Annotated in this window: 24 protein-coding genes; 20 read left to right on the top strand and 4 right to left on the bottom strand. The window is 68.3% G+C overall.

Translation table 11 applies throughout. The features are described 5' to 3' along the window. Positions 1–64: 64 nt before the first annotated feature. From KW843_RS00545 to phhA, 5 genes are all read left to right on the top strand, one after another. Entirely contained in the window at positions 65–1,003 is a 939-nt protein-coding gene (locus KW843_RS00545; protein WP_218293160.1) for a triacylglycerol lipase, read from the top strand. 3 nt (positions 1,004–1,006) lie between these two features. After that, positions 1,007–2,002 (top strand): lipase secretion chaperone, encoded by a 996-nt coding sequence (locus KW843_RS00540; protein ID WP_218293159.1) that lies wholly within the window; start codon positions 1,007–1,009, stop codon positions 2,000–2,002. A 180-nt stretch (positions 2,003–2,182) separates the two neighbouring features. Continuing rightward, positions 2,183–3,295, top strand: a complete 1,113-nt coding sequence (gene hppD, locus KW843_RS00535) for a 4-hydroxyphenylpyruvate dioxygenase (protein WP_218293158.1) — start codon at positions 2,183–2,185, stop codon at positions 3,293–3,295. 73 nt (positions 3,296–3,368) lie between these two features. Then, positions 3,369–4,346 (top strand): tripartite tricarboxylate transporter substrate binding protein, encoded by a 978-nt coding sequence (locus tag KW843_RS00530; RefSeq protein ID WP_218293157.1) that lies wholly within the window; start codon positions 3,369–3,371, stop codon positions 4,344–4,346. 62 nt (positions 4,347–4,408) lie between these two features. Then, positions 4,409–5,248 (top strand): phenylalanine 4-monooxygenase, encoded by an 840-nt coding sequence (gene phhA / locus KW843_RS00525; RefSeq protein WP_218293156.1) that lies wholly within the window; start codon positions 4,409–4,411, stop codon positions 5,246–5,248. 818 nt (positions 5,249–6,066) lie between these two features. Here the strand turns inward: phhA and KW843_RS00520 are convergent. After that, positions 6,067–6,963 carry a triacylglycerol lipase gene (locus KW843_RS00520; RefSeq protein ID WP_218293155.1) on the bottom strand — a complete coding sequence of 299 codons (897 nt, stop codon included), beginning with the start codon at positions 6,961–6,963 and terminating at the stop codon, positions 6,067–6,069. A gap of 93 nt (positions 6,964–7,056) precedes the next feature. On the opposite strand from KW843_RS00520, the gene KW843_RS00515 reads away from it, so the two are divergent. The 10 genes from KW843_RS00515 to KW843_RS00470 all read left to right on the top strand — a co-directional run bounded on the left by KW843_RS00515 (position 7,057) and on the right by KW843_RS00470 (position 19,539). Next, positions 7,057–7,803, top strand: coding sequence for a hypothetical protein (locus tag KW843_RS00515; RefSeq protein WP_218293154.1), 747 nt, complete (start codon positions 7,057–7,059; stop codon positions 7,801–7,803). Between the two features lie 69 nt (positions 7,804–7,872). Continuing rightward, a complete protein-coding gene (locus KW843_RS00510) occupies positions 7,873–9,558 on the top strand; it encodes an AMP-binding protein (RefSeq protein ID WP_218293153.1) in 1,686 nt (561 codons plus the stop codon). A 442-nt stretch (positions 9,559–10,000) separates the two neighbouring features. Then, a complete protein-coding gene (locus tag KW843_RS00505; protein ID WP_218293152.1) occupies positions 10,001–10,954 on the top strand; it encodes a sugar ABC transporter substrate-binding protein in 954 nt (317 codons plus the stop codon). Between the two features lie 38 nt (positions 10,955–10,992). Continuing rightward, positions 10,993–12,660 (top strand): sugar ABC transporter ATP-binding protein, encoded by a 1,668-nt coding sequence (locus tag KW843_RS00500; protein ID WP_218293151.1) that lies wholly within the window; start codon positions 10,993–10,995, stop codon positions 12,658–12,660. Further along, positions 12,657–13,649, top strand: coding sequence for an ABC transporter permease (locus tag KW843_RS00495; protein WP_218293150.1), 993 nt, complete (start codon positions 12,657–12,659; stop codon positions 13,647–13,649). The genes KW843_RS00500 and KW843_RS00495 overlap by 4 nt, the downstream gene beginning before the upstream one ends. 56 nt (positions 13,650–13,705) lie before the next feature. After that, positions 13,706–14,731, top strand: coding sequence for a LacI family DNA-binding transcriptional regulator (locus KW843_RS00490; RefSeq protein WP_218293149.1), 1,026 nt, complete (start codon positions 13,706–13,708; stop codon positions 14,729–14,731). Then, positions 14,728–15,678, top strand: coding sequence for a ribokinase (gene rbsK, locus KW843_RS00485; RefSeq protein WP_218293148.1), 951 nt, complete (start codon positions 14,728–14,730; stop codon positions 15,676–15,678). The genes KW843_RS00490 and rbsK overlap by 4 nt, the downstream gene beginning before the upstream one ends. Next, complete coding sequence (gene rbsD / locus KW843_RS00480; RefSeq protein ID WP_218293147.1) at positions 15,675–16,064, top strand: D-ribose pyranase; 390 nt, start codon at positions 15,675–15,677, stop codon at positions 16,062–16,064. Before rbsK ends, rbsD begins: the two co-directional genes overlap by 4 nt. Before the next feature lie 220 nt (positions 16,065–16,284). Beyond that, positions 16,285–18,447, top strand: coding sequence for a hypothetical protein (locus tag KW843_RS00475; protein ID WP_218293146.1), 2,163 nt, complete (start codon positions 16,285–16,287; stop codon positions 18,445–18,447). A gap of 159 nt (positions 18,448–18,606) precedes the next feature. After that, positions 18,607–19,539 carry an MBL fold metallo-hydrolase gene (locus KW843_RS00470; RefSeq protein WP_218293145.1) on the top strand — a complete coding sequence of 311 codons (933 nt, stop codon included), beginning with the start codon at positions 18,607–18,609 and terminating at the stop codon, positions 19,537–19,539. A gap of 107 nt (positions 19,540–19,646) precedes the next feature. Here KW843_RS00470 and KW843_RS00465 read toward each other — a convergent pair whose 3' ends face one another. Together KW843_RS00465 and KW843_RS00460 are read right to left on the bottom strand one after the other, a co-directional pair. Beyond that, positions 19,647–20,246, bottom strand: a complete 600-nt coding sequence (locus tag KW843_RS00465; RefSeq protein WP_218293144.1) for a DUF4124 domain-containing protein — start codon at positions 20,244–20,246, stop codon at positions 19,647–19,649. Between the two features lie 112 nt (positions 20,247–20,358). Next, positions 20,359–22,344 carry a lytic transglycosylase domain-containing protein gene (locus KW843_RS00460; RefSeq protein ID WP_218293143.1) on the bottom strand — a complete coding sequence of 662 codons (1,986 nt, stop codon included), beginning with the start codon at positions 22,342–22,344 and terminating at the stop codon, positions 20,359–20,361. Positions 22,345–22,358: 14 nt separating this feature from the next. Between KW843_RS00460 and KW843_RS00455 the strand changes: the two genes are divergently transcribed. From KW843_RS00455 to KW843_RS00445, 3 genes are all read left to right on the top strand, one after another. Beyond that, positions 22,359–22,931 (top strand): 5-formyltetrahydrofolate cyclo-ligase, encoded by a 573-nt coding sequence (locus tag KW843_RS00455; protein ID WP_218293142.1) that lies wholly within the window; start codon positions 22,359–22,361, stop codon positions 22,929–22,931. A 138-nt stretch (positions 22,932–23,069) separates the two neighbouring features. Next, positions 23,070–23,762: a glutathione S-transferase family protein gene (locus tag KW843_RS00450; RefSeq protein WP_218293141.1), complete on the top strand. Its 693-nt coding sequence runs from the start codon at positions 23,070–23,072 to the stop codon at positions 23,760–23,762. A gap of 8 nt (positions 23,763–23,770) precedes the next feature. Further along, positions 23,771–24,079 carry an NIPSNAP family protein gene (locus KW843_RS00445; protein WP_218293140.1) on the top strand — a complete coding sequence of 103 codons (309 nt, stop codon included), beginning with the start codon at positions 23,771–23,773 and terminating at the stop codon, positions 24,077–24,079. A 24-nt stretch (positions 24,080–24,103) separates the two neighbouring features. Here the strand turns inward: KW843_RS00445 and KW843_RS00440 are convergent, their stop codons facing one another. Beyond that, a complete protein-coding gene (locus KW843_RS00440) occupies positions 24,104–24,559 on the bottom strand; it encodes a hypothetical protein (protein WP_218293139.1) in 456 nt (151 codons plus the stop codon). Positions 24,560–24,604: 45 nt separating this feature from the next. Between KW843_RS00440 and KW843_RS00435 the strand changes: the two genes are divergently transcribed. Beyond that, positions 24,605–25,858: a multifunctional CCA addition/repair protein gene (locus KW843_RS00435; RefSeq protein ID WP_218293138.1), complete on the top strand. Its 1,254-nt coding sequence runs from the start codon at positions 24,605–24,607 to the stop codon at positions 25,856–25,858. A 134-nt stretch (positions 25,859–25,992) separates the two neighbouring features. Further along, positions 25,993–26,451, top strand: a complete 459-nt coding sequence (locus tag KW843_RS00430) for a GNAT family N-acetyltransferase (RefSeq protein ID WP_218293137.1) — start codon at positions 25,993–25,995, stop codon at positions 26,449–26,451. The last annotated feature ends 21 nt before the right edge of the window (positions 26,452–26,472 follow it).

Below are 26,472 nucleotides of genomic sequence, written 5' to 3'. Positions count from 1 at the left end.
CGCAAAAACGCACGGTCGTTCGTTTTTCGCAGGCACAAAAACCATATCCAACGGAGACAACCACATGACCGGATTCCTCAGCCGCTTTCTGCGGCGCCTCGCGCTGGCGGCCAGCGCCGGGCTCTTGCTCCTGGGGGCCAGCGCCCAGGCCCAGAGCGGCTACACGCAGACGCGCTACCCCATCGTGCTGGTGCACGGCCTTTTCGGCTTCGACTCGGCCCTGGGCATCGACTACTTCTATGGCATTCCCGACGCCTTGCGCCAGGGCGGCGCGAAGGTCTACGTGGCGCAGGTGTCCGCCGCGAACAGCACCGAGGTCCGGGGCGAGCAGCTGCTGGCGCAGGTCAAGACCATCCTGGCGATCACCGGAGCGGCCAAGGTCAACCTCGTGGGTCACTCCCATGGCGGACCCACCACGCGCTATGTGGCGGGCGTCGCGCCGCAGCTGGTGGCGTCGGTCACCTCGGTGGGCGGGGTCAACAAGGGATCGCGCGTGGCGGACATCCTGCGGGGCGTGGCCCCCGCCGGTTCGGTGTCGGAGGCCGTGGCCAGCGGCGCGGCCAGGGCGCTGGTCAGCCTGATCAACCTCACGTCCGGAGGTTCGGCCCTGCCCCAGATGCCGACCGCCGCGCTCGATTCGCTGACCACCGCCGGGCTCACGGACTTCAACCGCCGCTTTCCGCAGGCCCTGCCCAGCGGCTGCGGCAGCGGTGCGGAGCTGGCCAACGGCGTGCGCTACTACTCCTGGACGGGCACGCAGCCCCTGACCAACGTGCTCGACGCCAGCGATGGCCTGCTGAGCGTGCTCAGCCTGGTCTTTGGCGAGGCCAACGACGGCCTGGTCTCCGCCTGCTCGTCGCGCCTGGGCAAACACCTGGGCGACCACCGGCAGAACCACCTGGACGAAGTGAACCAGCTGCTGGGCCTGCGCGACTGGTTCTCCACCGACCCGGTGACGCTGTACCGCCAGCACGCCAACCGCCTCAAGACGCAGGGCCTGTAAGCCGTGGAAAAAAGGTCCCGCGCCTTCGCCGCCGCAGTGGCCCTGGCCGCCGCCACGGCCGCCGTGGTCTGGTGGACGGCCCCGCACGGCCTGCAGGGCGCGGAGGACCCGCATCCAGGCGCCGGCGGCGCCGGCCCGCAGGCCGGCAGCGCGCGCCAGAACCCGTCGGGCTCGGCACGGCCGATGGAGAGCAGCTTCTTCGCCGCCCGCCGCGCCGCCGGCCCGGACCGCCACGAAGACCCCCTGCTGGTGCACGGCCTGCGCGATACGCTGGAGGCGCTGCTGATGGAGGCGCAGGACGGCGGCGCGGCGGACCCCGCCACGCTCAAGCAGCGCCTGGCGGGCCTGGTGGGCAAGCACTTCCCGGCGGCACTGGCCACCCGGGCGTTGGCACTGGCCGAGCGCTACGTGGACTACCGCGTGGCGCTGGGCCAGCTGCGCACGCCCCCGGACCCGACCGACCCCGGCGCGCTGCGCGAAGCGCTGGAGGCGCGCCACAAGGTGCGCCAGCAGTTCTTTGACGGCCCCGAGCACGACGCCCTGTTCGCCCGCGAGGCGGACCTGGACCGCTACACGCTGGCGCGCCTGGAGATCGAGCGCAACCCCCGGCTCACCGCCGAACAGCGCACCCAGGCCTTGCGCGATGCAGAGAACGAATTGCCCCAGGCGCGCCGCGCGGAGCGCGCAGCGGCCACCGAACACCTGAGCGCGGCGGCCCAGACCGCCGCGTTCAACGCACAAAACACCGACGAACGCACCCGCCACGCCGCGCGCAGCGCGCAGTACGGCGAGGCCGCGGCCCACGCCATGGCCCAGCTGGACCGGGAGGAGCAAAGCTGGCAGCAGCGCCTGGACCAGTACAGCCAGGCCCGTGCCCAGCCGGGCGACGGCAGGGCACTGGAATCATTGCGCCAGCAGCTGTTCTCACCGCAGGAGCAGCAGCGCCTCGATGCCGCCCTGGCGCTGCGAAAGCTCCCGCCGGCCACGCCGGGCTCCTGAGCGCAGGGCGCCGGTGCCATTCGACGGTGCGCCCGGGTGGCGCGCCTGTCCTGCGCCATTTTTTGACCATTCGCAACATTCCTGCAAATCAAAGGCCAAAGCCTCTTGATTTCGCCAGAAACATGAGGCAGGGCACGCCTACAGTCCATGGCATTCCTCAACGAATGCCGGAGACACCCCATGAACGCCGCCTTGCCCCCAACAACCGCCACCCAGCTGGAAGCCTGGGACAACCCCATGGGCCTGATGGGCTTCGAGTTCGTCGAATTCACCTCGCCCACACCCGGCGTGCTGGAAGCCGTGTTCGAGAAGCTGGGCTTCACCCTGGTGGCCAAGCACCGCTCCAAGGACGTGGTGCTGTACCGCCAGAACGGCATCAACTTCATCCTCAACCGCGAGCCCCACAGCCAGGCGGCCTACTTCGGCGCCGAGCATGGCCCGTCGGCCTGCGGCCTCGCCTTCCGCGTGAAGGATGCGCACAAGGCCTACAACCGCGCGCTGGAGCTGGGCGCCCAGCCCATCGAGATCCCCACCGGCCCCATGGAGCTGCGCCTGCCCGCGATCAAGGGCATCGGCGGCGCGCCGCTGTACCTGATCGACCGCTTTGAGGACGGCAAGTCCATCTACGACATCGACTTCGAATTCATCGAAGGCGTGGACCGCCGCCCCGTGGGCCACGGCCTGAACCTGATCGACCACCTCACGCACAACGTGTACCGGGGCCGCATGGGCTTCTGGGCCAATTTCTACGAGAAGCTGTTCAACTTCCGCGAGATCCGCTACTTCGACATCCAGGGCGAGTACACGGGCCTGACGTCGAAGGCCATGACCGCGCCCGACGGCAAGATCCGCATCCCGCTGAACGAAGAGTCCAAGCAGGGCGGCGGCCAGATCGAGGAATTCCTGATGCAGTTCAACGGCGAAGGCATCCAGCACATCGCGCTGATCTGCGACAACCTGCAGGACGTGGTGGACAAGCTGGGCATGGCCGGCGTCTCGCTGGCCACCGCGCCCAACGACGTCTACTACGAGATGCTGGACACCCGCCTGCCCGGCCACGGCCAGCCCGTGCCCGAGCTGCAGTCGCGCGGCATCCTGCTCGACGGCACCACGGCCGACGGCACGCCGCGCCTGCTGCTGCAGATCTTCTCCACGCCCATGCTGGGCCCGGTGTTCTTCGAGTTCATCCAGCGCGAAGGCGACTACCGCGACGGATTCGGCGAAGGCAACTTCAAGGCACTGTTCGAATCGCTGGAGCGCGACCAGATCCGCCGTGGGGTGCTCAACACCTAAGACATCAGACATCCCGGGTTAACCCTGACCAGATGCCTATACTGCGCGCTCCCCGGAACTCAAAAGGATCCCGATGTCGCTCCGTAGCACCTTGTCCAGTGTTGTTCTCGTCCTGCTCTGCGCCGCCACGGCGGCGCAGGCGCAGAACCCGTCCGCCCCCCTCACCATCGTGGTCCCCTACCCTGCCGGCGGCCCGCTGGACACCTCGGCACGCATCGTGGCCGAAGGCGCCGCAGCCCAGCTGGGCTCCATCACCGTGGAGAACAAGCCTGGCGCCGGCGGGGGCACCGGGGCCGACCAGGTGGCCAAGGCACCCAAGACCAGCAACCAGATCCTGATGGGCGCGGTGGCCACGCATGCGGTCAACCCCTGGCTGTACAAGAAGAACTTCCCGTACAACCCGCTCAAGGATTTCAAGCCCCTCGTGCTGGTGGCGCGCACGCCCAATGTGCTGGTGGTGAACGCGGAGCAGGCCGCCAGGCTGGGCATCAAGACAACGCCGGACCTGGTGCAGTACCTCAAGAAGAACCCGGACCAGGCCAAGTACGGCTCGGGCGGCAACGGCAGCATCGGCCACATCTCGGCCGAGATGTTCAAGTCGCTCACCAACACCCGCATGGGCCACACGCCGTTCCAGGGCTCCAAGCCCGCCCTGGCGGCGCTGGAGTCGGGGCAGGTGCTGATGGTGTTCGACAACCTGGCCTCGGCGCTGCCGCAGATCCAGTCGGGCAAGCTGCTGGCGCTGGGCGTGACCACGCTCAGCCGCAACGAGTCGCTGCCCAGCGTGCCCAGCATCAACGACAGCGTGCAGGGCTTCAACGTGTCCACCTGGTTTGGCCTGTTCGCGCCCGCCTCGCTGCCGGACGCCGACGCGCGCCGCTACGCCAACGCGTTCTCGGCGGCCATGCAGTCGCCCGCTGGCAAGGAGAAGTTCAAGAAGATGGGCATCACGCCCGAAGAGCTGACGCTCGACGGGTTCGCGCAATTCGTGCGCTCGGAAAACAGCAAGTACGAGTTCCTGATCCGGGCCGCAAAAATCAAGATCGAATAACCGCCGCCCGGGCAGGTGCGCGCCACCCGGCGCGCCGCACCAGGACGGCCAAGGAGCAAAAAATGGGACAAGCCCCCGTCGTCTATGGCCAATCCACCCGCCCACCCCGGGGCGACTACTCGCGCGCCAGCGAGGACTACACCTGCCCGCAGGACTACGCGGCCTATACCGCCGCAGACCACGACACCTACCGCCGCCTGTACGAGCGCCAGCGCGCCCTGCTGCCGGGCCTGGCGAGCCAGGCGTTCATCGACGCCCTGCCCTCGCTGGGCGCCAGCGACCGCATTCCGCGTTTTGAGGAAGTCAACGAGCGCCTTTACAAGGCCACGGGCTGGGAGCTGGTGGGCGTGCCCGGCCTGATCCCCGAGGTGCCCTTCTTCACGCTGCTGGCCAACCGCAAGTTCCCGGTGACGGACTGGATCCGCAAGCCCGAGGAGTTCGAGTACATCGTCGAGCCAGACATTTTTCATGACCTGTTCGGCCACGTGCCGCTGCTGTTCAACCCGGTGTTCGCGGACTATGTACAGCGCTATGGCCAGGGCGGGCTGAAGGCGCAGGGGCTGGGGTCGTGCGAGATGCTGAGCCGCCTGTACTGGTACACGATCGAGTTCGGGTTGATCCGCGAGGCGGGGCAGTTGCGGGCGTACGGCGCGGGGATTCTGAGTTCTTCGGGCGAACTGGCGTATTCCGTGCAGAGCCCGGAGCCACAGCGCATTGCGCTGCAACTGGAGCGCACCATGCGCACGCGCTACAAGATCGATACGTACCAGCAGACGTATTTCGTGATCGACAGTTTCGAGCAGCTGTTCGAGATGACGGCGGCGGACTTTGCGCCGATCTATGAGCGGCTGCGGGGGTTGCCGGAGTTTGCGGCGGATGAGCGGGATGCGGTGGTTGCTTGATTCTTGAGTGAAATAAGGCTCTTGCGCTTTTCTATCAATCCCTATTAGCTATTGTTTTTATAGCTTGCGCCGTTCTTGAACAAAGGGCGGAGGCCGGGGTGTGCGCCCGGCGGCGCAGTGGCTTTCTTTTGCTTCGCCAAAAGAAAGTCACCAAAGAAAAGGCGACCCTGCACGCTGCGTCCCTTCGCTTCGCTGCGGGCAACCTGCGGTGCTCGCGTCCAGCGGGGTCTCGCTCGAACTCGCTCCACTGCGTTGCGCTCAGACAATCGCGAGCCCTGATCCGCTGGCCGCTGCGCTCCTCGGCGCATCCTGAAGGGAACCCGGGGTGCGGACATCCCTTCGGGCCATCGCTGCGCTCGGCCCCATCTCGCGGGCGCAAGCGCCACGCGCCGCGCAGGCGTGGCCGAGCGCAGCGATGGCCCGTATGGCTGTTTGGCTGTTTGGCTGTTCGCTCCCCACCCCCATCTGGCTGCGCCTGCGGCGGGGCGGTTGCGGGGTGAGCATGGGCGTCGCAGCGCCCATGCCTCGTGCTCTGACTCGCCGTGGTTGTCCGAGCGGCGCGCGCCAGCGCACAGCGAGTTCCACGGCGCACGCCGCAACCGCACCGACGCAGGTTTGCCCCTTCGCAACGCGAAGGGGTCGCAGACTGTGGGTCGCCTTTCTTTTGGGTACTTTTCTTTGGCGAAGCAAAGAACAAGTACCTCGCCCGCCGGGGCGACATCCCGGCCTCCGCCCTTCACTCAGGCACGGCGTGAACTATAAAAACAATAGCTGCGAGCGCTTGATAGACAAGCACCAGAATCCACAACAATCAAAGATCACCCCCGCCCCATCTCCTCCAGGCACACCTTCATCACCCCCGCATCAAACGCCATCTGCACATGCGCGACGCCCTCCACCAACCGGTTGTCCGCCCCTGGCAACGCCGCGGTGCTCGCCGGGAACACGATGTTGTCGCAGTTCGAATACCAGCAAGTAAACAACGCCGCCCGCCCCGCCGGCTCGGCCCGCTGCAGCGCCACCACCCAGTCCCCCGCCAGGCTCATCTGCCGCCCATTCACCGCCCGGCTGAAGCGCCCGAGCCACGTGCCGCCATGCGGCGTGCCCAGCGTCAGCACCCGGTGCACCCGCCCGTCCGCCTGGTGCGCGCGCAGCCAGGCCCGCACCGCCAGCCCGCCCATGCTGTGGCACAGCAACACCGGCGCCTGGCCCGTGGCCGCCGTCACCTTGCGCACGGCCTCTTCGATGATGTCGGCGTACTCGTCAATCGAGCCCATCACCGGCTCCAGGTTCACCGCCACATGGGCATGGCCCCGGGCTTGCAATGGCGCGAACCACGGCAACCACAGGCCCCGGTTGCACATGAAGCCGTGCACCAGCACCACGCCGCGCTTTCCGGTCGGCTGCGCAGGCAGCCAGTCGGGCAATGACTGGTGGCGAAACGGCTGGCGCCAGCCAAAGACCATCAATGCCACCCACACCTCGGCCCACCAGGCGGCCAGCACCTGGGAGAGGCGCGCACGGGGCGCGGCGTCCTGGCGGTTGGTGAGGTGCATCAGCACAAACTCCACCGCCATCACCGCGAGGTATATCCCCAGGGGCAGCAACGCCCCCAGCACGGCACGCAAGGGCGAATGCGGCCACTGCCACACCAGCCAGGCGGCCATGGTCAGCAGGATGAACAGAAGCAGGGTTCGTTGCCAGCGCGCGATCATGGTGGTGATGGGCAGATGTTGTAATTGACCAGCCGCATTGTGCGGTCTGGGCCCCGCCCTGACGCCCCCCGCACGTAGAAAGGACCCCGCCCCATGGATGCCGCCCAGACCATCCGCGACTGCATCGCCGACGTCACGGCCCTGCGCCTGCACCGCACCGGCGATGCCGCACTGGGCGCGGCGGTGGGCCAGGTCAAGACCCTGCAGGCACGGCGCTTCAGGGGCACCTATGCCGACCTCATGGGCTCGCCCTCGTTCGGCCCCGCGGCCCGGTTCTTCCTCGAGGAGCTGTACAGCGACACCGACTACACCGAGCGCGACCTGCAGTTCGGCCGCATCGCGGGCACGCTGCAGACCATGTTCCCCCAGCCCGTGGTGGCCACCGCCGTGGCGCTGGCCGTGCTGCATGCGCAGACCGAGGGGCTCGACCAGGAGATGGGCCGCGCCTGGCTCGACGCCTCCGGCGGGGGCGGCATGCCGGACGCCGCCCGCTACACCGCCGCCTGGCGCGCCGTGGGGCAGCGCCATGCGCGCCAGCAGCAACTGCAGCGCGTGCTGGCCATGGGCACCGACCTCGCCCGCCTGACCCGCACCCCCGGCCTGCGCATGATGCTGCGCATGATGCGCGCGCCCGCCCAGGCGGCCGGCATGGGAGCGCTGCAGCGGTTCCTGGAGGCGGGCTTCGACACCTTTGGCCAGCTCGCGCGCCAGCGCGGCGGGGTCGAGCAGTTCCTGGCCACCATCCAGGAGCGCGAAGGCGCGCTGATGGCGCAGCTGTTCGATGCCGATCCTGTCACCTGCGAGACCCAACTGGCGCGCACCCTAGGACAAGCCCGGTAGCTGACTGCACGCCCGCGCTTCCACAATCTGTGCCCACCCTTTCACTGGCGAGCACAAGGAAACAAGCGCATGGAAAAGATCTGGCTCAAGAGCTACCCCCCGGGCGTACCGCACGATGTGCAGCCCGAGCAATACCGCTCTGTGGCCCACCTGCTGGAGGAATCCTTCCGCAAGCACGCAAAGAGCCCCTTCTCGGTCTGCATGGACCGGTGGATGACCTATGGCGAACTGGAGCGCCGCTCGGCCGCGCTGGGCGCCTACCTGCAGAGCCTGGGTCTGCCCCCCGGCGCGCGCGTGGCCATCATGCTGCCCAACATCCCGCAGTTCGGCGTGACCATGGCGGCCGTGCTGCGCGCGGGCTACACCTGCGTGAACGTGAACCCGCTGTACACGGCGCGCGAGCTGGAGCACCAGCTCAAGGACTCGGGCGCCACGGCCATCGTGATCCTGGAGAACTTCGCGCACACGCTGGCCGAGGTGGTGGACCGCACCGCCATCCAGCACGTGGTGATGACCTCGATGGGCGACCTGCTGGGCGCCGCGTTCGGCGCCTGGATCACCTTCGCGGTGCGCCACCTGGCCAAGATGGTGCCGGCCTACGAGCTGCCCCTGACCGGCGGCCGCAAGCTCGTCACCTTCAAGAAGGCGCTGTCGCTGGGCGAGCACAAGTCCCTGGCCCCGAGCCAGGCCACGCTCGACTCCATCGCCTTCCTGCAGTACACGGGCGGCACCACGGGCCTGTCCAAGGGCGCGGTGCTCACCCACCGCAACATCGTGGCCGCCACGCTGCAGGCCGAGGCCTGGTTCACGCCCGCGCTGTCGAAGGTGGGCGACATCAGCAAGGCCAACTCCATCGCCGCGCTGCCGCTGTACCACATCTTCGCGCTCACGCTGTGCCTGCTGGCCATCCGCCAGGGCTCCAGCCTCACGCTGATCCCCAACCCGCGCGACATTCCCAAGTTCGTGGCCGAGCTCAAGAAGCGCCCCTTCCACATGCTGCCCGCCGTGAACACCCTGTTCAACGCGCTGCTGCAGAACCCGCAGTTCCGCACCCTCGACTTCTCGCACCTGTGCGTGTCGCAGGCCGGCGGCATGGCCGCCAGCGAAGGCACGGCCAAGCAGTGGCAAAAGGTCACGGGCAGCACCATGATCGAAGGCTGGGGCATGAGCGAGACCTGCGCCATCGGCACCAACAACCCGGTGAACAACACCACCTTCAGCGGCACCATCGGCCTGCCGCTGCCGGGCATCGACATCGCCATCAAGGACGACGCCGGCCACAGCGTGCCCCAGGGCGACCCGGGCGAGATCTGCATCCGCGGCCCCAACGTGATGACGGGCTACTACAACCAGCCCGAGGAGAACGCCAAGGCTTTCACGCCCGATGGATTCATGCGCACGGGCGACATCGGCATCATGGACAGTGAGGGCTACACGCGCATCATCGACCGCAAGAAGGACATGATCCTGGTGAGCGGCTTCAACGTGTTCCCCAACGAGCTGGAGCAGGTCATCAGCCTGTGCCCCGGCGTGGTGGAATGCGCGGCCATCGGCATCCCCGACGAAAAGCAGGGCGAGGCGATCAAGGTGTTCATCATCAAGAACGACCCCACGCTCAGCGAGGAGGACGTGGCCCGCTACTGCCAGGAGAACCTCACCGGCTACAAGCGGCCCAAGTACATCGAGTTCCGCGACGAGCTGCCCAAGAGCAACGTGGGCAAGATCCTGCGGCGGGAATTGAGAACCGCCGCCTGAGCGGCTCCGCCCCCTTTCCTCTTCTCCTTCCTTTCCCCCTTCTCCTCACGCGCTTCGCGCCAGGAAAAGGGGGCACAACACCGGCGCGGCGGGGGCGGGCCTTGCGCGGTGTTTCTGGCAAGGCAGCGCGCAGGTTTCCACGCCCTGGCGCCACGGCCCGGCCCTTGCTCTTTTCTGCGGGGCCCCTCCTCCCATCCACCCCCTCCAAGCCCCGCGAAGCCAGGGCCGGGCTCCGCGCAGGGCGGCACGGCGGCAGAGCCGTTCCCGGCTTTCTCCCCGCCAGGCCATTGCGTGCTATTTCAGGGTTTTCACCAACTAGCAAACGTTTGCGCAAACGTTTGCTTTAGATATGATTCGCGCCGCGGCATCGCTTTGGCGGGTCGCCCGAAGCGTTTTTGTGGGCGCCGCTGGCGCTTGAAGCCCCATTCCAACAGGAGACACCATGCAGTTCACCCGCCGTTCCGTTCAGACCGCCGCCGCCCTTGCCGTCGTGGGCAGCCTGCTGGCCAGCCCTGCGTTCGCGCAGGACAAGCCCAAGATCGCCCTGGTCATGAAGTCGCTGGCCAACGAGTTCTTCCGCACCATGGAAGACGGCGCCAAGGCGCACCAGAAGGCGCACGCCAGCGAATACACGCTGGTGGCCAACGGCATCAAGAACGAGACCGACACCGCCGCGCAGATCAAGATGATCGAGCAGGCCGTGGCGCAGAAGGTCAGCGCCATCGTGCTGGCCCCGGCCGACTCCAAGGCGCTGGTGCCCGTGGTCAAGTCCGCCATCGACAAGGGCATCCTGGTGGTCAACATCGACAACCAGCTCGATGCCGACGCGCTGAAGGAAAAGAACATCACCGTGCCCTTCGTGGGCCCCGACAACCGCGCGGGCGCCAAGCTGGTGGGCGACCACCTGGCCAAGACACTGAAGGCCGGCGACAAGGTGGGCATCATCGAAGGCGTGTCCACCACCTTCAATGCGCAGCAGCGCACGCTGGGCTACCAGGACGCGATGAAGGCCGCCAACATCACCGTGGTGGGCGTGCAGTCCGGCAACTGGGAAATTGAAAAGGGCAACACCGTGGCCGCCGGCATGATGCGCGAGCACCCCGACCTGGTGGCGCTGCTGGCCGGCAACGACAGCATGGCCCTGGGCGCCGTGGCCGCCGTGAAGGCCGCCGGCAAGACCGGCAAGGTGCAGGTGGTGGGCTACGACAACATCGGCGCCATCAAGCCCATGCTGGCCGACGGCCGCGTGCTGGCCACCGCCGACCAGTACGCCGCCAAGCAGGCCGTGTTCGGCATCGAGCTGGCGCAGAAGGCCCTGGCCGCCAAGACGCCCCAGGCGCAGCTGCCCGCCCTGGTGAAGACCGACGTGGTGCTCGTGACCAAGGGCAGCAAGTAAGACGCACCCCGACCCCAGCCGCACCCGCTTCGCCCGCCATGCCCCGCACGACCGCCGCCCCCGCCCTGGCCACTCCCCTGCTCACGATCGACGCCGTGGGCAAGGACTACACGGCCACGGTGCTGGACGGCGTGACGCTGGCGCTGAACGCGGGCGAGGTGCTGGCGCTGACGGGCGAGAACGGCGCGGGCAAGAGCACGCTCTCCAAGATCATCTGCGGGCTGGAGTCGCCCACGCGGGGCGGCATGCGCCTGGCGGGGCAGACCTACACCCCCGGCTCCCGCCGCGACGCCGAACGCCAGGGCGTGCGCATGGTGATGCAGGAGCTGGGCCTGGTGCCCACGCTCACCGTGGCCGAGAATCTGCTGATGGGCCGCCTGCCGCACCGCCTGGGCTGGCTGCGGCGCGATGCGCTGCACACGGCCGCGCGCGCGCAGCTGGACAAGATTGGCCTGCGCGGCATCGACCCCGCCACGCCGGTGTCGCAGCTGGGCATCGGCCAGCAGCAGATGGTGGAGATCGCGCGCAACCTGCAGGACGACACGCGCATCCTGGTGCTCGACGAGCCCACGGCCATGCTCACGCCGCGCGAGACCAACTACCTGTTCGAGCAGATCGCGCACCTCACCGCGCGCGGCGTGGCCATCATCTACGTGTCGCACCGGCTCGAAGAGCTGCGGCGCATCGCCGACCGCGTGGCCGTGCTGCGCGACGGCCGCCTGGTGGACGCGCGCCCCATGGCCGGAATGAGCGAGGACGACTTGGTGCAGCGCATGGTGGGCCGGTCGGTGAGCGACCTGGAGCACCGCCCGCGCCGCCCCGCCGGCCCGGTGGTGATGGGCGCCCGGGGCCTGGGCCGGGGCACCGCCGTGCAGGACGTGAGCCTGGAACTGCGCGCGGGCGAGATCTTGGGCATTGCCGGGCTGGTCGGCTCCGGCCGCACCGAGCTGGTCCGGTTGCTGTTTGGCGCCGACCGGGCAGACCGGGGCAGCATCGCGCTGCACCCGGAATTTGAGCAAAAACAGCCCCCAGCGCTTGATGGACAAGCGCAAACAGCTACACAAAACATAGCAAACCAGGCGACCAAGGCGCCCCTCGCCACACCACGCACCATTGCGCGTGGCTTCGCATCCCCCCTGCAGGCCATCGCCGCCGGCGTGGGCCTGGTCACCGAAGACCGCAAATCGCAGGGCCTGCTGCTGGCGCAGCCCATCCGCATCAACGCCACGCTGTCCGACCTGTCGGCCGTCTCGCGCGGCGGCTGGCTGCTGCGCGGGCTCGAAAGCCGGCTGGTGCAGGGCTTTGTGCGCACGCTGGGCATCCGCTGCCGCAGCCCCGAGCAACCCGTGGGGCAGCTGTCGGGCGGCAACCAGCAAAAGGTGGTGTTCGCCCGCTGGCTGCACCGCCAGGGCCGCGTGCTGCTGCTCGACGAACCCACGCGCGGCGTGGACGTGGGCGCGCGCGCCGAGCTGTATGGCGAACTCGACCGCATGGCCTCGGAAGGCCGCGCGCTGCTCATGGTGTCGTCCGACCTGCGCGAACTCATGGCCATGGCCGACCGCATCGGCGTGATGAGCGCGGGCCGCCTGGTGGCCGTGTTCGAGCGCGGCGAGTGGTCCGAGCAATCGCTGCTGGCGGCCGCGTTTTCCGAGCCCGGCGGCCGTACCGGCACCACCCCTTCCACCCCTTCTCCTGTCACCGCATGAACGCCCCCGCACACTCTGCCGCCCCTGCGGCGGCACCTTCCGCCTCCTCCGTCTGGCGCAGCCAGCTGGGCACCTACCTGGGCCTGCTGGCCGTGCTGGCGGGCATGGTGGCGCTGTTCTCGTCGCTGTCCGACTACTTCTGGAGCGCCGAGACCTTCATCACCATCGCCAACGAGATCCCGGCCCTGGCCGTGATGGCGGTGGGCATGACCTTCGTGCTCATCATCGCGGGCATCGACCTGTCGGTGGGCTCGGTGATGGCGCTGGCCGCCGCCACCTCGGCCGCCGCCATCCTGCAATGGGGCTGGACGGTGCCCGCCGCCGCAGCCCTGGCGCTGGCCACCGGCCTGGTGTGCGGCACCATCACGGGCGCCATCTCGGTGGCCTGGCGGCTGCCCTCGTTCATCGTCTCGCTGGGCATGCTCGAAGCCGTGCGCGGCAGCGCGTACGTGGTCACCGACTCGCGCACGCAGTACGTGGGCGACGCCATCTCGTGGCTGTCGGCACCCTTCTTTGGCGGCATTTCGTTCGCGTTTCTGCTGGCCGTGGTGCTGGTGGTGGTGGCGCAGCTGGTGCTGTCGCGCACCGTGTTCGGCCGCTGCGTGGTGGGCATCGGCACCAACGAGGAAGCCATGCGCCTGGCGGGCGTGGACCCGCGCCCCATCCGCGTCATCGTGTTTGCCATGACCGGCCTGCTCGCGGGGCTGGCGGGGCTGATGCAGTCGGCCCGGCTCGAAGCCGCCGACCCCAACGCCGGCACCGGCATGGAGCTGCAGGTGATCGCCGCCGTGGTGATTGGCGGCACCAGCCTCATGGGCGGGCGCGGTTCGGTGGTGAACACCGCGTTTGGCGTGCTCATCATCGCGGTGCTGGAGGCGGGCCTGGCCCAGGTGGGCGCGAGCGAGCCCAGCAAGCGCATCATCACGGGGTTCGTGATCGTGGCGGCCGTCATCGTGGACACGCTGCGCCAGCGCCGCGCCGCCGCCTGACACCCCTCCCTCCTTGCCCACCGACTTCCTCCCCTCCCAATTTTTTTCTTCTTCCCATGGCCACTATCAAGGACGTTGCGCGCCACGCCGACGTGTCGGTCACCACGGTGTCGCACGTGGTCAACGGCACGCGCCGCGTGAGCCCCGAGGGGCGCGAGCGCGTCGAAAAAGCCATCCGCGCGCTGGGCTACGTGCCCAGCGCCATCGCGCGCAGCCTCAAGAGCAACAACACGCGCACGCTGGGCATGCTGATCCCCAACAGCTCCAACCCCTACTTCGCCGAGATCGTGCACAGCGTGGAAGACCGCTGCTTCGGCGCGGGCTACAACCTCATCCTGTGCAACACCAACGACGAGGCGCACCGCCAGGGCACCTACCTGCAGGTGCTGGCCGAGCGGCGCATCGACGGACTCATCGTCGTCTCCACGGGGCACGACGCCACGCTGCCCACACAGCTGGCGGGCCTGTCCATCCCCACCGTGCTGGTGGACCGCGAGATCGAGATCGCCGAGCAGCCCTGCGACCTTGTCGAGACCGCGCACATGCAAGGCGGGCAGCTCGCCACGCAGCACCTGCTGGACCTGGGGCACCGCCGCATCGCCTGCATCAGCGGGCCCGAGGGCCTGGTACCGAGCGAGCAGCGCATCGCGGGCTGGCGCGCCGCCCTGTCCGCGGCTGCGGATGCCCGCGGCGAGGCGCCCATGCTGTGCAACGGCCACTTCACCAGCCAGGGCGGCTACGACGCCATGCACGCCCTGCTGCGCGCGGACACGCCGCCCACCGCCGTCTTCGTCTGCAACGACCTCATGGCCATGGGCGCGCTGTGCGCCGCGCATGAACGGGGCCTGCGCGTGCCCGAGGCGCTGTCCATCGTGGGCTTCGACGACATCGAGCTGGCCGCCTTCACCAGCCCGCCGCTGACCACCGTGGCCCAGCCCAAGCAGCGCATCGGCGCGCTGGCGGTGGACATGCTGCTCGAACGCATCGACGGCAAGCGCCAGGACGCGCGCAAGGTGATGCTACAGCCCGAGCTGCGCGTGCGCGCCTCCACCGCGCCGCCCGCCCTGGAGACCCGCGCATGAGCGCCTCCGCCGCGCGCGTGCCGCGCATCGCCGTGGTCGGCAGCCTGAACATGGACCTGGTGCTGCAGGTGCAACACGCCCCCGGCCCCGGCGAGACCGTGCTGGCCGACGCCCTGCACCTGGTGCCCGGCGGCAAGGGCGGCAACCAGGCCGTGGCCTGCGCCCGCCAGGGCGCCCGGGTGGCCTTGTTTGGCCGCGTGGGCGACGATGGCTACGGCCACACGCTGCGCGCGGGGCTTGACGCCGACGGCATCGACCACGGCGGCGTGCAAACCGACACAGAAACCACCACCGGCGTGGCCGCCATCACCGTGGAGGCCAGCGGGCAAAACCGCATCGTGGTCGTGCCGGGCGCCAATGGCCGCTTTGTGCTGGATGCCGCCGCGCTGGGCACCGCACTGCAAGGCGCAGGCGGCCTGGTGCTGCAGTTTGAAACGCCCCTGCCCCAGGTCCTGGCCGCCGCCGAGATGGCGCATGCCGCTGGTTGCCCTGTGGTGCTCAACCCCTCGCCCATCCAGCCCCTGCCCGAAGCCCTGTGGCCGCTGGTGCACACGCTGGTGGTGAACGAATTGGAAGCCACGGCGCTGGCAGGCCAGAACGTGACCACGCCCGTGGAAGCAGCCAAGGCCGCGCAAGCCCTGCGCGCCAAGGGCCCGGCCCAGGTGGTGGTGACGCTGGGCGCGGCAGGCGCCGTGGCCGCCGACGCTGCCGGCAGCCGCCACCACCCCGGCAGGGTGGTGCGGGCCGTGGACACCACGGCGGCGGGCGACACCTTCCTGGGCGCGCTGGCCGTGGCGCTTGCGCGCGGTGAGCCCCTGGATGCCGGCGTGCGCGACGGCATCCGCGCCGCCGCGCTGTGCGTGACGCAGCCGGGCGCCCAGCCCTCCATCCCCACCCGCGCCGCCGTGGCGCACAGCCCCCTGCCTCCCGACTGGATCGCCCTGTGAAACGCACCACCCTGCTGCACGCCGAACTCTCCCACGCCATCGCCAGCCTGGGCCACGGCGACATGCTGGTGATCGGCGACGTGGGCCTGCCCATCCCGCCCGGCCCCCGCCGCATCGACCTGGCACTCACCCCGGGCATCCCGGCCGTGGCCGACGTGCTGCGCGTGGTGCTGTCGGAGATGCAGGTGGAAAAGGCCGTGATCGCCACCGAGGCCGTGGAGCGCGGCGCAGGCCATCTGCCCGGCTGGTGCCAGCTCCCGGTGGAGCCGCAGGCCGTGCCCCACGACGACTTCAAGCGCCTGACCCAGCAGGCCCGCGTGATGGTGCGCACGGGGGAGTGCACGCCGTACGCCAACGTGATCCTGGTGGCAGGCGTGACGTTCTGATGCCCGCTGCCTCAACCTCAGGCTGTGATAGACGACCAGCCTACAAGATCTGAGGGGTGCTTTTTCAGGTCTGCAGTTCTCCAAGGCCCACAAGGCGCCAGAGTCGACTTGCAACGGATTGAAACAGCGGTCACGTTTTTTTAATGTCTACGCATAATCATTTCACAGACAAAGCACCACATTGGTGCGGCTTTTTTACACGCATCGGGAGAATCCGCCCATGAAAACCATGTCGCGAAAGCGCCCGGCTGCCCGTACCTGGCTGGCCTTACTTCTAGGTGCGTCCGTTCTAATCATCTCGTGCGGCGGCGGAAGCGATCAGGGTACGCCGGTTACACCACCCGCAGTCAAGGCTTCGCTCAGCCTGCTCGCTGGGGCCACCAGCGGCTCTGGCTATCTAGATGGCCCCGCTGCTGACGCACTTTTTGCCAGTGCGCCTGCACTGGCGCTCTCCTCCACGGGCGACTTGCTGCTGGCCGACACGGGCAACCACGCCATCCGCAAGTTGACGGCCTCCGGCATGGTCAGCACGGTGGCTGGCGGCAAAAGCCCCGAACCATCCCCGTCCATACAGGGGCAATACGCTGATGGACCGGGTACTACAGCCCGCTTCTACTATCCATCGGCGATCGTGTCGGACGCAGCAGGCAATACCTACGTGGCGGACACCGCCAACCACCTGGTGCGCAAGATCGACAACACAGGCGCAGTCACCACCTTCGCGGGCAAGGCCGGGGTGTGTGGCAATACAGACGGTGCGCCACAGGACTCGACAGTCTGCGCCCCCCGGGGGCTGAAGCTGGACAGCGCCGGAAATCTCTATGTCGGCCAAAGCTCCTACACCTATCCGAAAATTCGCAAAATCACGCCCGCGGGTCTGACGAGTACGCTGGACGCTGCATTGCCGATACCGGAACGCTCCAGCTTCGTCGTGGATGCCTCCGGCACCATCTACGTCACGGATGGCAGTTCCATCAAGAAATATGCCCCGACTGGCGAACTGACCCACATCTCCGGCGACAAAGACATCCAAGGAACAACCGATGGTGATGCAACAACGGCCCGGTTCGGCATCCTCCAGGACCTGGCAATCGATGCTGCCAACGAGCTCTACGCGCTGGATGGACTCCGTTCCGCCACCATTCGCCACATCGCCAAGAACGGAACAGCATCCACAGTAGCGACCAATGCTCCTGAGGCGCTGGGCGGCACCAGCCTGGTGATTGATCGCAGCGGCAACTTCGTTGCCAGCCTCTCCAACGGCCTATCCACGTGGGTCCAGAAGTATCAGCGCGACGGCACCCGCACCATCCTTGCCGGTAGGCCGACGCAACCAGATCTCGAAGGCCCCCCGCCCGATGGACCCGGCGTGGATGCACGGTTCAGGGCACCTCTGGCCCTGGCATTGGCGAAGTCTGGCTCTTTGTATGTGAGTGACTACGACAAATCGCGGATGCGCATCGTCAACCCGGATGGCACCACGAGGACCCGCGCGCTTCAGTGGCCCGTAGGCGCTGAAGCCCCTTCCTGGCGGGCCATGGCGGTGGACGGACAAGACAACATCTACGTTGCGTCGACGGCCAGCATGCGGGACTCGCCCAATCTCATTTACCGGTTCACCCCCGCAGGCCAGGGCGCTGTATTGGCAGATGTGTCCACATGGATCGCCCCCTTTGTATCGGGCGGTCGGACCTACAGTTACTTTGCAGGCATCAATGGGATTGCTGCCGACGACGCTGGCAACGTGTACGCAAGTGGCGTCAATGGCGTCATCCTCAAGATCACTGCGGCGGGCTCGGTCAGCGTGCTGGCCGGCAGTCCCGGCACTTTGGGCCATGTAGATGGGCCGGGCAGCACCGCACGCTTTGCCATCCTGGGGAACATGACTCTGGATCAGGCAGGTAACCTGTATGTGGTGGATGGACTCAACGACGCGTTCACCGGCATTGGCCCCACCATCCGGAAGATCACCCCGGCAGGCATGGTGAGCACCATCGCCGGTCGAGCCGATCTGCCTGCGGGTCTGGCGGATGGCCCCGCCGGTAGCGCACGCTTTGCTGTCGCCAGTTACAGCACCTATACGGCCGGCGGGGTCTACCTGGGCCAGGACTTCGGCTCCAGCCACGGGGAGGATGGCGCAACGGCCAGTCTTGCCGTGGACTCCAAGGGCCATTTGTACCTCACCGACCCCGTCAATAGCGTGATCCGCAAGATCTCCGCAGAGGGCCAGGTGACGACCTTGGTGGGCCAAGCAGGGCAAAGAGGATTCGTGGGCGGAGATCTCCCAGGAGTGATCCACACGCCTGTGGGCGTCGCGGTGCGCGACTCGAAGCTGTACTTCACCACGCGCAATGCTGCATCACAAGTGAGCCTGCCGCAGTAGCGACGCGCTGCCAGTTACCGCCACCCGGCCGCAGCAGCCATCGCAGGCCGAGCTGCGGGTTTTGGAGGGCTTCGGGCGGCCCCCACCTGCGGTACGCTGGGCAGCAGCCCACGGCGCGGCACGCATGCCCGCCACCGAAGCCATCGAATTCCCGCCCCCATGCCCACCACCGCGCCCCACGACCTCCTGCCCCCCGAAATCACCGTCCTCGAACGCGGCTGGCTGTCTGCCAACAACATTCTCTTCATCGGCCACCACGACACCGCGCTGGTGGACACGGGCTACTGCAGCCATGCCGAGCAGACCGTCGCCCTGGTGCGTGACGCGCTGGCGGGCCGCCCGCTGGACCGCGTGCTCAACACCCACCTGCACAGCGACCACTGCGGCGGCAACGCCGCGCTGCAAAAGGCCTGGCCGGGCGTGCTCACGGCCATCCCGCCCGGCCAGGCGGACCATGTGCGCCAATGGGACGCCTATGCGCTGAGCTACACCCCCACGGGCCAGGAATGCCCGCCCTTTCGGGCCGACACGCTGCTCACGCCCGGCTCCTGCGTGCTGCTGGGCGACAAGCCCTGGCAGGTGCATGCCGCCCCGGGGCACGACCCGCATTCGGTGGTGCTGTTCGAGCCCCAGGGCCGCGTGCTGATTTCGGCCGATGCGCTCTGGGAAAGCGGCTTTGGCGTGGTGTTTCCCGAGCTGGAAGGCGACGATGCCTTTGCCGAGGTGGGCGCCACGCTGGACGTGATCGAGAAACTCTCGCCCCAGGTGGTGATCCCCGGCCACGGGCCGGTGTTTGCCGATGCGCCCCGCGCCATCGACGGCGCGCGCCGGCGCCTGGACGGCTTCGTGCGCAACCCGGCCAAGCACGCGCTCTACGCCGCGAAGGTGCTGCTCAAGTACAAGCTGCTGGAGTGGCAGCAGATCAGCATGGCCGACCTCACGGCCTGGGCCGAGGCCACGCCCTATTTCGGGATGCTGCGCGAGCGCTACTTCGCGGAGCAGACGCAGGCCGAGTGGCTGCGCAGCCTGGCCGATGACCTGGTGCGCTCCGGCGCCGCGCTGCGCCAGGGCGAGGTGCTGCACAACGTGTAAGCAGCGCGGGGGCGGCTGCAGGCGGCCGCGCCACCGCACGTGGCCCGGCGGCGTCCGGCCAGCGCGGGCCCCCCCTGCGGGAAGGCGCGCGGCGCCTCACGGCAGGCTCAATGCTTGTACTGCTTGTCGCACCCCATCACGTGGTTGTAGCTGCTGGACATGCACTGGTAGAACGACTTCTTGTTGCCCGACGCGCCCTGGCAGTCCGACACGCTGTACTTGCCCTTCGCCTCGCGGATCTTGGGCGCCGTCTTGTCGAAGTCGGCCTGGGCCATGTAGCCATCGCGCACATTCTTCTGCCCCACTTCCAGCATGGAGTCGGCCTGGTCGTGGATGTTGCCCACGGCGGCCTGGCAGTTCAGCGGCACCTGCTTGCTGTCGACCGTGCCCAGGGCCTTCGTGGCCCCCTCGGCAAACTCCTGCACGTCCTTGGGAATCTTCTTGGTGCCGTCCGCGTTGTACTGGACGCTGCCGGGCTTGCCGCCCCCTTTGCCGCTCGCACCGGCGCCACCGGTTCCGTTGGTGCCCTGCAGCTTCAGCGGCTCGGCATCCTGCTTGGACGGCGGCGGCTGGGAGCCATAGTGGGTCTTGCCCTCGGCATCCACCCATTTGTAGACCGGCTGCGCCTGGGCACCGGCGCCCAGGACCATGGCCATCGCCGCCACCGCCATGGCGGCACGGGCCGCCATCTTTTTGGCATCTCTCATCTCGCTTCCCTCCGTAGTTTTTGATTCCAATGGGCTCCACCGCTTTTCACCAAAGCGCCGGCAGCTCATGTTTTTATAGCAATCCCATGCGGCAGCCACCCCCCTCCCCGTGTCAGGGAAGGTCCTTGTTCACCTCGGGCGCGGACGCATCGCGCGGGCCGATGGTGCCCAGGCGGCTCTTGAGCGACTGGGGCTGGCCCGTGAGCATGGCGGCGTAGTTGGTGGTGTTGGCCAGCACTTTCTTCACATAGTCGCGCGTTTCGGCAAAGGGCACGTTTTCGGCCCAGATGGCGGCGTCCAGCACCGGGCCGTTGCGCCAGCTGCGCGGGCGGCCGGGGCCGGCGTTGTAGGCGGCGGCGGCCATGGGCATGGAGCCCGCGAAATCGTCCAGCGCGAGCTTGAGGTAGGCCGTGCCGATGGTGATGTTGGTGTCGCGGTCGTTGATCTGGTCGGGCGTGAAGTTGGCGAGGCCGATCTTCTTGGCCGTCCAGCGCGCTGTGGCGGGCATCACCTGCATCAGGCCCGAGGCGCCCACGTGGGAGCGCGCATCCATGATGAAGCGGCTTTCCTGGCGGATCAGGCCGTAGACATACGCCGGGTCCAGCCCGATGCCGGTGGCGCGCTCCACCACGGCGCTGCGAAACGGCGTGGGAAAGCGCTGCGTGGTATCCACGACGGCCTTGGTGCGCTCGCTGGTGTTGATGCAGCGGTCCCACACCTCGCGCTGGCACGCGAAGTCGGCGGCGGCCAGCAGCTCGCGGTCGGCCATGCCGCCGCTCTGGTGCAGGTTGGTGGTGTAGTTCCACTCGCGCACGCCCTCGCTGCGCAGGCCGAGCAGGATGGCGTACAGCGCGCGGTTCAGGCCCGGGTTGGCGCGGGCTGCCGCCTTTTCTTCCGGCGTGAGCGGCGCGGGCGCGGGCGGCACGGTGATGCGCTGGCCAATCTCTTCCAGGGCCAGTTGCTCGTAGAAGCCGCGCGTGCTGGCGATGCCTTCGAGCAGCTGGCGGGCTTCGGCGCGTTCGGCATCGGTCACGCGGCCTGCGAGCAGCGAGCGCGCCTTCCAGTACACCCAGGTGCTGTCCTGGCGGGCTTCGGGGCCCATGGCGTCCACCGCCTTGCCGACGGCCTTCCACTGGCCGGCGCGCAGGGCGGCACGCACCTTCCAGCCCAGCAGGTCGTCGTTGAGGTCGCTGTCCTTGGTCACATTGGCAAAGTAGCTGTGGGCGTTGCTGGCCAGCTTTTGCGCAGCGGTCTTGCCGATCACGGCCCAGGCCCAATTGCGCTCCTCGGCCGAGAGGTGCACGCTCCACTTGCTGTCGAGCTGGTGGGCAGCGCCTTCCGGGTCGGTGGTGGCCAGCTTCAGGAGCGCGAGCAGCACCAGTTCCTGCCTGGCCTTGCCGGCGGCCGTGGCGCGCGAGAGCAGGTACTTGGCGGGCGCGTCGAGCACCTCCTTGACCTGCGGCAGCGATTCGGGCGAGACGATCTCGACCGCCGTGCGCACGACGCGGGGGCGGTTGGCCTCCACGCCCAGGCGGGCCTTGCGCCAGATGTCCAGGGCCGACAGCTTCTTGTAGCCATGCAGCTCCCGCGCCGCGTGGGTGCAGCCGTCGTCGCCATCGCGCTGGGCGTACCAGTTGCTGCGCACGTCCTCGGCCACCGTGGGGCTGGCCGTGCCCTTGATCTGGTCGATCAGCAGTGCGTAGCAGCGCACCTCGCGGTCGTCCGACATGCGGTAGCCGGGGTGCTGCTCGGCGAACTGGCCCCAGTCGCGCCGCTGGCCCAGCAGCAGCAGCCAGTCGTTGCGCAGGCGGTCTTCCTGGTAGCTGCCCGCGTAGCGCTGCAGGAAGGACTGGATCTCCGATGGCGACGCCTCGCCCAGGCGCAGCTTGAGCTCCCAATAGGCCGCCCAGGGCTCCAGCGCATGGCCGCGTGCGGCGGGCAGGAGCTGCTCGAGTTTCTTGCGGTCTCCCTTGCGGAAGGCCTGCTGCATTTCGAGCAGGGTATCGTCACCACGGTTTTGCGCCATGACAAGGGGCGCGGTGGCGGCCAGCAGGCTGGCCGCGACAAGGGGTGTCAGAATCGCTCTGAGAAATTGCATGGGGGAATTATCTGATGGACAAAGCAGCCCTTCGGCGCGCGTTGATAGAAGAACGCCTCAACCTGCCCGACCGCCTACAGCGGGCCGACCTGTTACAGCAGGTGATGCGCATCTGGCTGGTCAACCGGCCCGACACCGTGATCGGCGCCTACTGGCCCATCAAGGGCGAATTCGACCCCCTGCCCGCCCTGCACCGCTGGAAGGAAGACGGCGAGCTGCTCGATGAACCCCAGCTGCGCCGCATCGGCCTGCCGGTGGTGAACAAGCTGCACAAGACCCTCACCTTCCACGCCTGGTACCCCGGCTGCCCCATGGAGGAGGACGCCTACGGCATCCCCAAGCCCAAGGACACCGAGGTCATCGTGCCCACCCTGCTCTTCGTGCCCTGCGTGGGCTACGCGCCGGGCGGCTACCGGCTGGGCTATGGCGGCGGCTTTTACGACCGCACCCTGGCCACGCTGCAGCCCAAGCCGTTCACCGTGGGCCTGGGCTTCACCCATGGCTACCTGGACGACTTCGAGCCCGAAGCGTTCGACCTGCCGCTCGATGCCATCCTGAACGACAACGGCGTGGTCTGGCCGGTCTGACCCGCCAACAGGGCCCGCACGGCCCGTGATGCGTGCCGCGCATCATTGGGGCCGTGTTTTCGCATCGCTGGCGCGCGCCACTGCCGCTAGCATGGCAGGCTGGCTTTCTTTTCTCTGATTTCCATCGGCAGGTGCCCCATGCTCAAGCTCTATATCGGCAACAAGAACTACTCGTCCTGGTCCATGCGCCCCTGGGTGCTGCTCAAGCAGGCGGGCATCGTGTTCGAGGAAGTGCGCGTGCGCTTCGACAGCTTCGAAGCCAATTCAGAATTCAAGCGCGCGATTGGCGCCGTGAACCCCACGGGCAAGGTGCCCGTGCTGGTCGACGGCGACCTGGTGGTGTGGGACACCCTGGCGATTGCCGAATACGTGGCCGAAACCCACCCCGCCCAAAAGCTCTGGCCCGCCGATGCCAAGGCCCGTGCACGCGCCCGCAGCATCTGCGCCGAGATGCACAGCGGCTTCACCGCCCTGCGCAGCCACTGCCCCATGAACATCGAGGCGAACCTGGCCGACACCGGCGCCTTGATATGGCGCGACCAGGCCGGCGTGCGCGCCGATGTGCAGCGCCTGGTGGACATGTGGAGCGCGCTGCTGCAGGAACACGGCGGCCCCATGCTGTTCGGCCAATTCACCGTGGCCGACGCCTACTTCGCCCCCGTGTGCATGCGCCTGTACACCTACGCCCTGCCCGTGCCACCCCACATCGCCGACTACGTGCAGCGCGTGCGCGCCCTGCCCGGCGTGAAGGACTGGATCGACGAGGCCCTGGCCGAGAAGGACTTCCTGGACTTCGAAGAACCCTATCGCCTGCGCCACACGCAAGGCTGAGCAGCGCCATGGCCGTCACCATCTACCTGCGCTACGTGCTCAACACCAGCAAGCTCAAAGAGTTCGAGCACTACGGAAAACTGTGGATCCCGCTGGTCGAGAAGTTCGGCGGTAAACACCACGGTTATTTCATGCCCAGCGAGGGCGCGAACAACATCGCGCTGGCGCTGTTCACGTTCGAGAGCCTGGCGGCGTACGAGGTGTACCGCCAGCAGTCGATGCAGGACGCGGACTGCCAGGCGGCGTTCCGCTACGCCGAGGAAACGGGCTGCATCGTGAGCTACGAGCGGAGTTTTTTCAGGCCGGTGTTCAGCTGAACGGGCGCGGGCAGCCCGGCCCCGCTACCGGAACTGCTTGCGCAAAAACGGCTTGTGCCGCGCGATGTGCGCCAACTGCGCCGGGGCGACGGTGCCGCCCAGGTCCTCCTCTTGCGCGTTGAGCACCTGGTTGGCATAGGCCAGCGCACGCGCCACCACCTCTTCGTCGCTCACGCCCTGCTGCGCGGCCAGGTCCAGCGCCACGCGCTTCATGGCGCGCTGCGACAGCATCCACATCGCGCCAAAGGCATCCCACGCGGCCATCGCTTCCTTGAACTTGTCGCGGTCGGCCAGGATTTCGTTCAGCGGCTTGGCCAGGATCTCCTGCAGGTCGTCCACCTTGGCTTTCAGGGCTTCGAGCTGCGCCTCGCGCTGCAGGGCCTCGGCGGCCGCGTTGGCGGCCGCGTCGGGCGCCGTGGGCACGGGCACGCTGCCGTCGGGGTTGAGCTGGGCAATTGTGAGGTCGGACGATAGGGGCATGGTGGGCTGGAATATACGGCCGGGGGCCCGGCCTAAACTACACCGATGCAAATCTACATGGTGGGCGGCGCCGTCCGCGACAAGCTGCTGGGCCGGCCCGTGAACGACCACGACTGGGTGGTGGTGGGCGCCACGCCCGAGCAGATGCTGAAGCTGGGCTATCTGCCCGTGGGGCGCGACTTCCCCGTGTTCCTGCACCCCGAGACGCGCGAGGAATACGCGCTGGCCCGTACCGAACGCAAGAGCGGGCGGGGCTACCGGGGTTTTGTGGTGCAAAGCTCGCCCGACGTGACACTGGAAGAAGACCTGTCGCGCCGCGACCTTACTATCAATGCGATAGCTAGCAGCGCCGATGGGACAAGCGCCACAGGCCTATTTGATCCCTATCTGGGAGCCAGAGACATCGCGGCGCGGGTGCTGCGCCACGTGACGGATGCCTTTCGCGAAGACCCGGTGCGCATCCTGCGCGTGGCGCGGTTTGCGGCGCGGTTCACCGACTTCACGGTGGCGCCCGAGACGATGCAGCTGATGCGCGAGATGGTGCAGCATGGCGAGGCGGACCACCTGGTGGCCGAGCGCGTGTGGCAGGAGCTGGCGCGCGGGCTGATGGAAGAAAAGCCGTCGCGCATGTTCGAGGTGCTGCGCGAGTGCGGCGCGCTGCAGGTGCTGCTGCCCGAAGTGGCGCGCCTGTGGGGCGTGCCCCAGCGGGCGGAGTACCACCCCGAGGTGGACACGGGCGTGCACCTGATGATGGTGCTGGACATGGCCGCCCGCCTGCAATCCCCGTTGACGGTGCGCTTTGCCTGCCTGGCGCACGACCTGGGCAAGGGCACTACGCCCGCCGACGTGCTGCCGCGCCACATCGGGCACGAGGAGCGCAGCGCCGCGCTGCTCAAGGACGTGGCCGAGCGTCTGCGCGTGCCCGTGGACTGCCGCGAGACGGCCGAGGTAGTGGCCCGCGAGCACGGCCACATCCACCGCAGCAACGAGCTGTCGGCCGCCGCCCTGGTGCGGTTGCTGGAGCGCTGCGACGCCATTCGCAAGCCTGCGCGCTTTGCCGACATCCTGCTGGCCTGCGAATGCGATGCGCGCGGGCGCCTGGGGTTCGAGGAATCGGCCTACCCGCAACGCCCCCGGCTCCTGGCCGTGCTGGGTGCCGTGCAGTCGGTGGCCACGCGCGACATTGCCGCGCAGGCGGCGGCCAAGGGCCTGAGCGGCCCGCAGGTGGGCACGCTGATCCACCAGGCGCGGGTGGCGGCGGTGGCGCGGTGGCAACACCCCCGCAGCGAGGCTGACTGACCCCGCGCAAAACGCCGCCACAGCGCGGGCAGAACCCTGCCTACAATCCGCGTCCGCTCGCACCCCCTCCGGGGTGCGCCTCTTGCCAGCCCCGGGGGCGCATTTTCGCGCCCCGCGGCCCTCTCCACGCCTCCATGACCACTGTGCACATCCGCCTGGCCACCCCGGCCGATACCGACACCATCGCCCCGCTGTTTGATGCCTACCGGCAGTTCTACGAGCAGGCGCCGGACCTCGCCGGAGCACGGGCATTCATTGCGGAGCGGCTGGAGCGCGCAGAGTCGGTGATCCTGCTGGCGCAGGACGCGTCCCGGGCGGCAGTGGGCTTTTGCCAGCTGTACCCCACGTTCTGCTCGGTGGAGGCGGCGCCCATCTACACGCTGTACGACCTGTTCGTGGCCCCCACGGCGCGCAAGGCGGGCGCCGGGCGCAGCCTGCTGGTGGCCGCCGAGGCCACGGCCCGCGCCCACGGCAAGGTGCGCATGGACCTGACCACGGCGCACACCAACACCGCCGCGCAGGCGCTGTATGAATCGCTGGGGTGGACGCTGGACACGGTCTTTCGCGCCTACAACAGGCGGGTGGCGGCCTGAGCGGCGGCCCGCCGCCGGGCC

The sequence above is a fragment of the Acidovorax sp. sif1233 genome (assembly GCF_019218755.1).
Classification (GTDB): Bacteria; Pseudomonadota; Gammaproteobacteria; order Burkholderiales; family Burkholderiaceae_C; genus Acidovorax.
This window is presented reverse-complemented; position numbering and strand designations above follow the sequence as displayed.

Bases quoted from the DNA above. Each gene is read 5' to 3' on its own strand.
- KW843_RS00545 (WP_218293160.1), top strand. From the start codon at position 65: ATGACCGGATTCCTCAGCCGCTTTCTGCGGCGCCTCGCGCTGGCGGCC.
- KW843_RS00440 (WP_218293139.1), bottom strand. From the start codon at position 24,559: ATGCCCCTATCGTCCGACCTCACAATTGCCCAGCTCAACCCCGACGGC.
- KW843_RS00460 (WP_218293143.1), bottom strand. From the start codon at position 22,344: ATGCAATTTCTCAGAGCGATTCTGACACCCCTTGTCGCGGCCAGCCTG.
- KW843_RS00530 (WP_218293157.1), top strand. From the start codon at position 3,369: ATGTCGCTCCGTAGCACCTTGTCCAGTGTTGTTCTCGTCCTGCTCTGC.
- KW843_RS00445 (WP_218293140.1), top strand. From the start codon at position 23,771: ATGGCCGTCACCATCTACCTGCGCTACGTGCTCAACACCAGCAAGCTC.
- KW843_RS00475 (WP_218293146.1), top strand. From the start codon at position 16,285: ATGAAAACCATGTCGCGAAAGCGCCCGGCTGCCCGTACCTGGCTGGCC.
- KW843_RS00450 (WP_218293141.1), top strand. From the start codon at position 23,070: ATGCTCAAGCTCTATATCGGCAACAAGAACTACTCGTCCTGGTCCATG.
- KW843_RS00455 (WP_218293142.1), top strand. From the start codon at position 22,359: ATGGACAAAGCAGCCCTTCGGCGCGCGTTGATAGAAGAACGCCTCAAC.
- KW843_RS00505 (WP_218293152.1), top strand. From the start codon at position 10,001: ATGCAGTTCACCCGCCGTTCCGTTCAGACCGCCGCCGCCCTTGCCGTC.
- KW843_RS00515 (WP_218293154.1), top strand. From the start codon at position 7,057: ATGGATGCCGCCCAGACCATCCGCGACTGCATCGCCGACGTCACGGCC.
- KW843_RS00490 (WP_218293149.1), top strand. From the start codon at position 13,706: ATGGCCACTATCAAGGACGTTGCGCGCCACGCCGACGTGTCGGTCACC.
- phhA (WP_218293156.1), top strand. From the start codon at position 4,409: ATGGGACAAGCCCCCGTCGTCTATGGCCAATCCACCCGCCCACCCCGG.
- KW843_RS00465 (WP_218293144.1), bottom strand. From the start codon at position 20,246: ATGAGAGATGCCAAAAAGATGGCGGCCCGTGCCGCCATGGCGGTGGCG.
- KW843_RS00435 (WP_218293138.1), top strand. From the start codon at position 24,605: ATGCAAATCTACATGGTGGGCGGCGCCGTCCGCGACAAGCTGCTGGGC.
- KW843_RS00500 (WP_218293151.1), top strand. From the start codon at position 10,993: ATGCCCCGCACGACCGCCGCCCCCGCCCTGGCCACTCCCCTGCTCACG.
- KW843_RS00430 (WP_218293137.1), top strand. From the start codon at position 25,993: ATGACCACTGTGCACATCCGCCTGGCCACCCCGGCCGATACCGACACC.
- KW843_RS00510 (WP_218293153.1), top strand. From the start codon at position 7,873: ATGGAAAAGATCTGGCTCAAGAGCTACCCCCCGGGCGTACCGCACGAT.
- KW843_RS00495 (WP_218293150.1), top strand. From the start codon at position 12,657: ATGAACGCCCCCGCACACTCTGCCGCCCCTGCGGCGGCACCTTCCGCC.
- hppD (WP_218293158.1), top strand. From the start codon at position 2,183: ATGAACGCCGCCTTGCCCCCAACAACCGCCACCCAGCTGGAAGCCTGG.
- rbsK (WP_218293148.1), top strand. From the start codon at position 14,728: ATGAGCGCCTCCGCCGCGCGCGTGCCGCGCATCGCCGTGGTCGGCAGC.
- KW843_RS00520 (WP_218293155.1), bottom strand. From the start codon at position 6,963: ATGATCGCGCGCTGGCAACGAACCCTGCTTCTGTTCATCCTGCTGACC.
- KW843_RS00470 (WP_218293145.1), top strand. From the start codon at position 18,607: ATGCCCACCACCGCGCCCCACGACCTCCTGCCCCCCGAAATCACCGTC.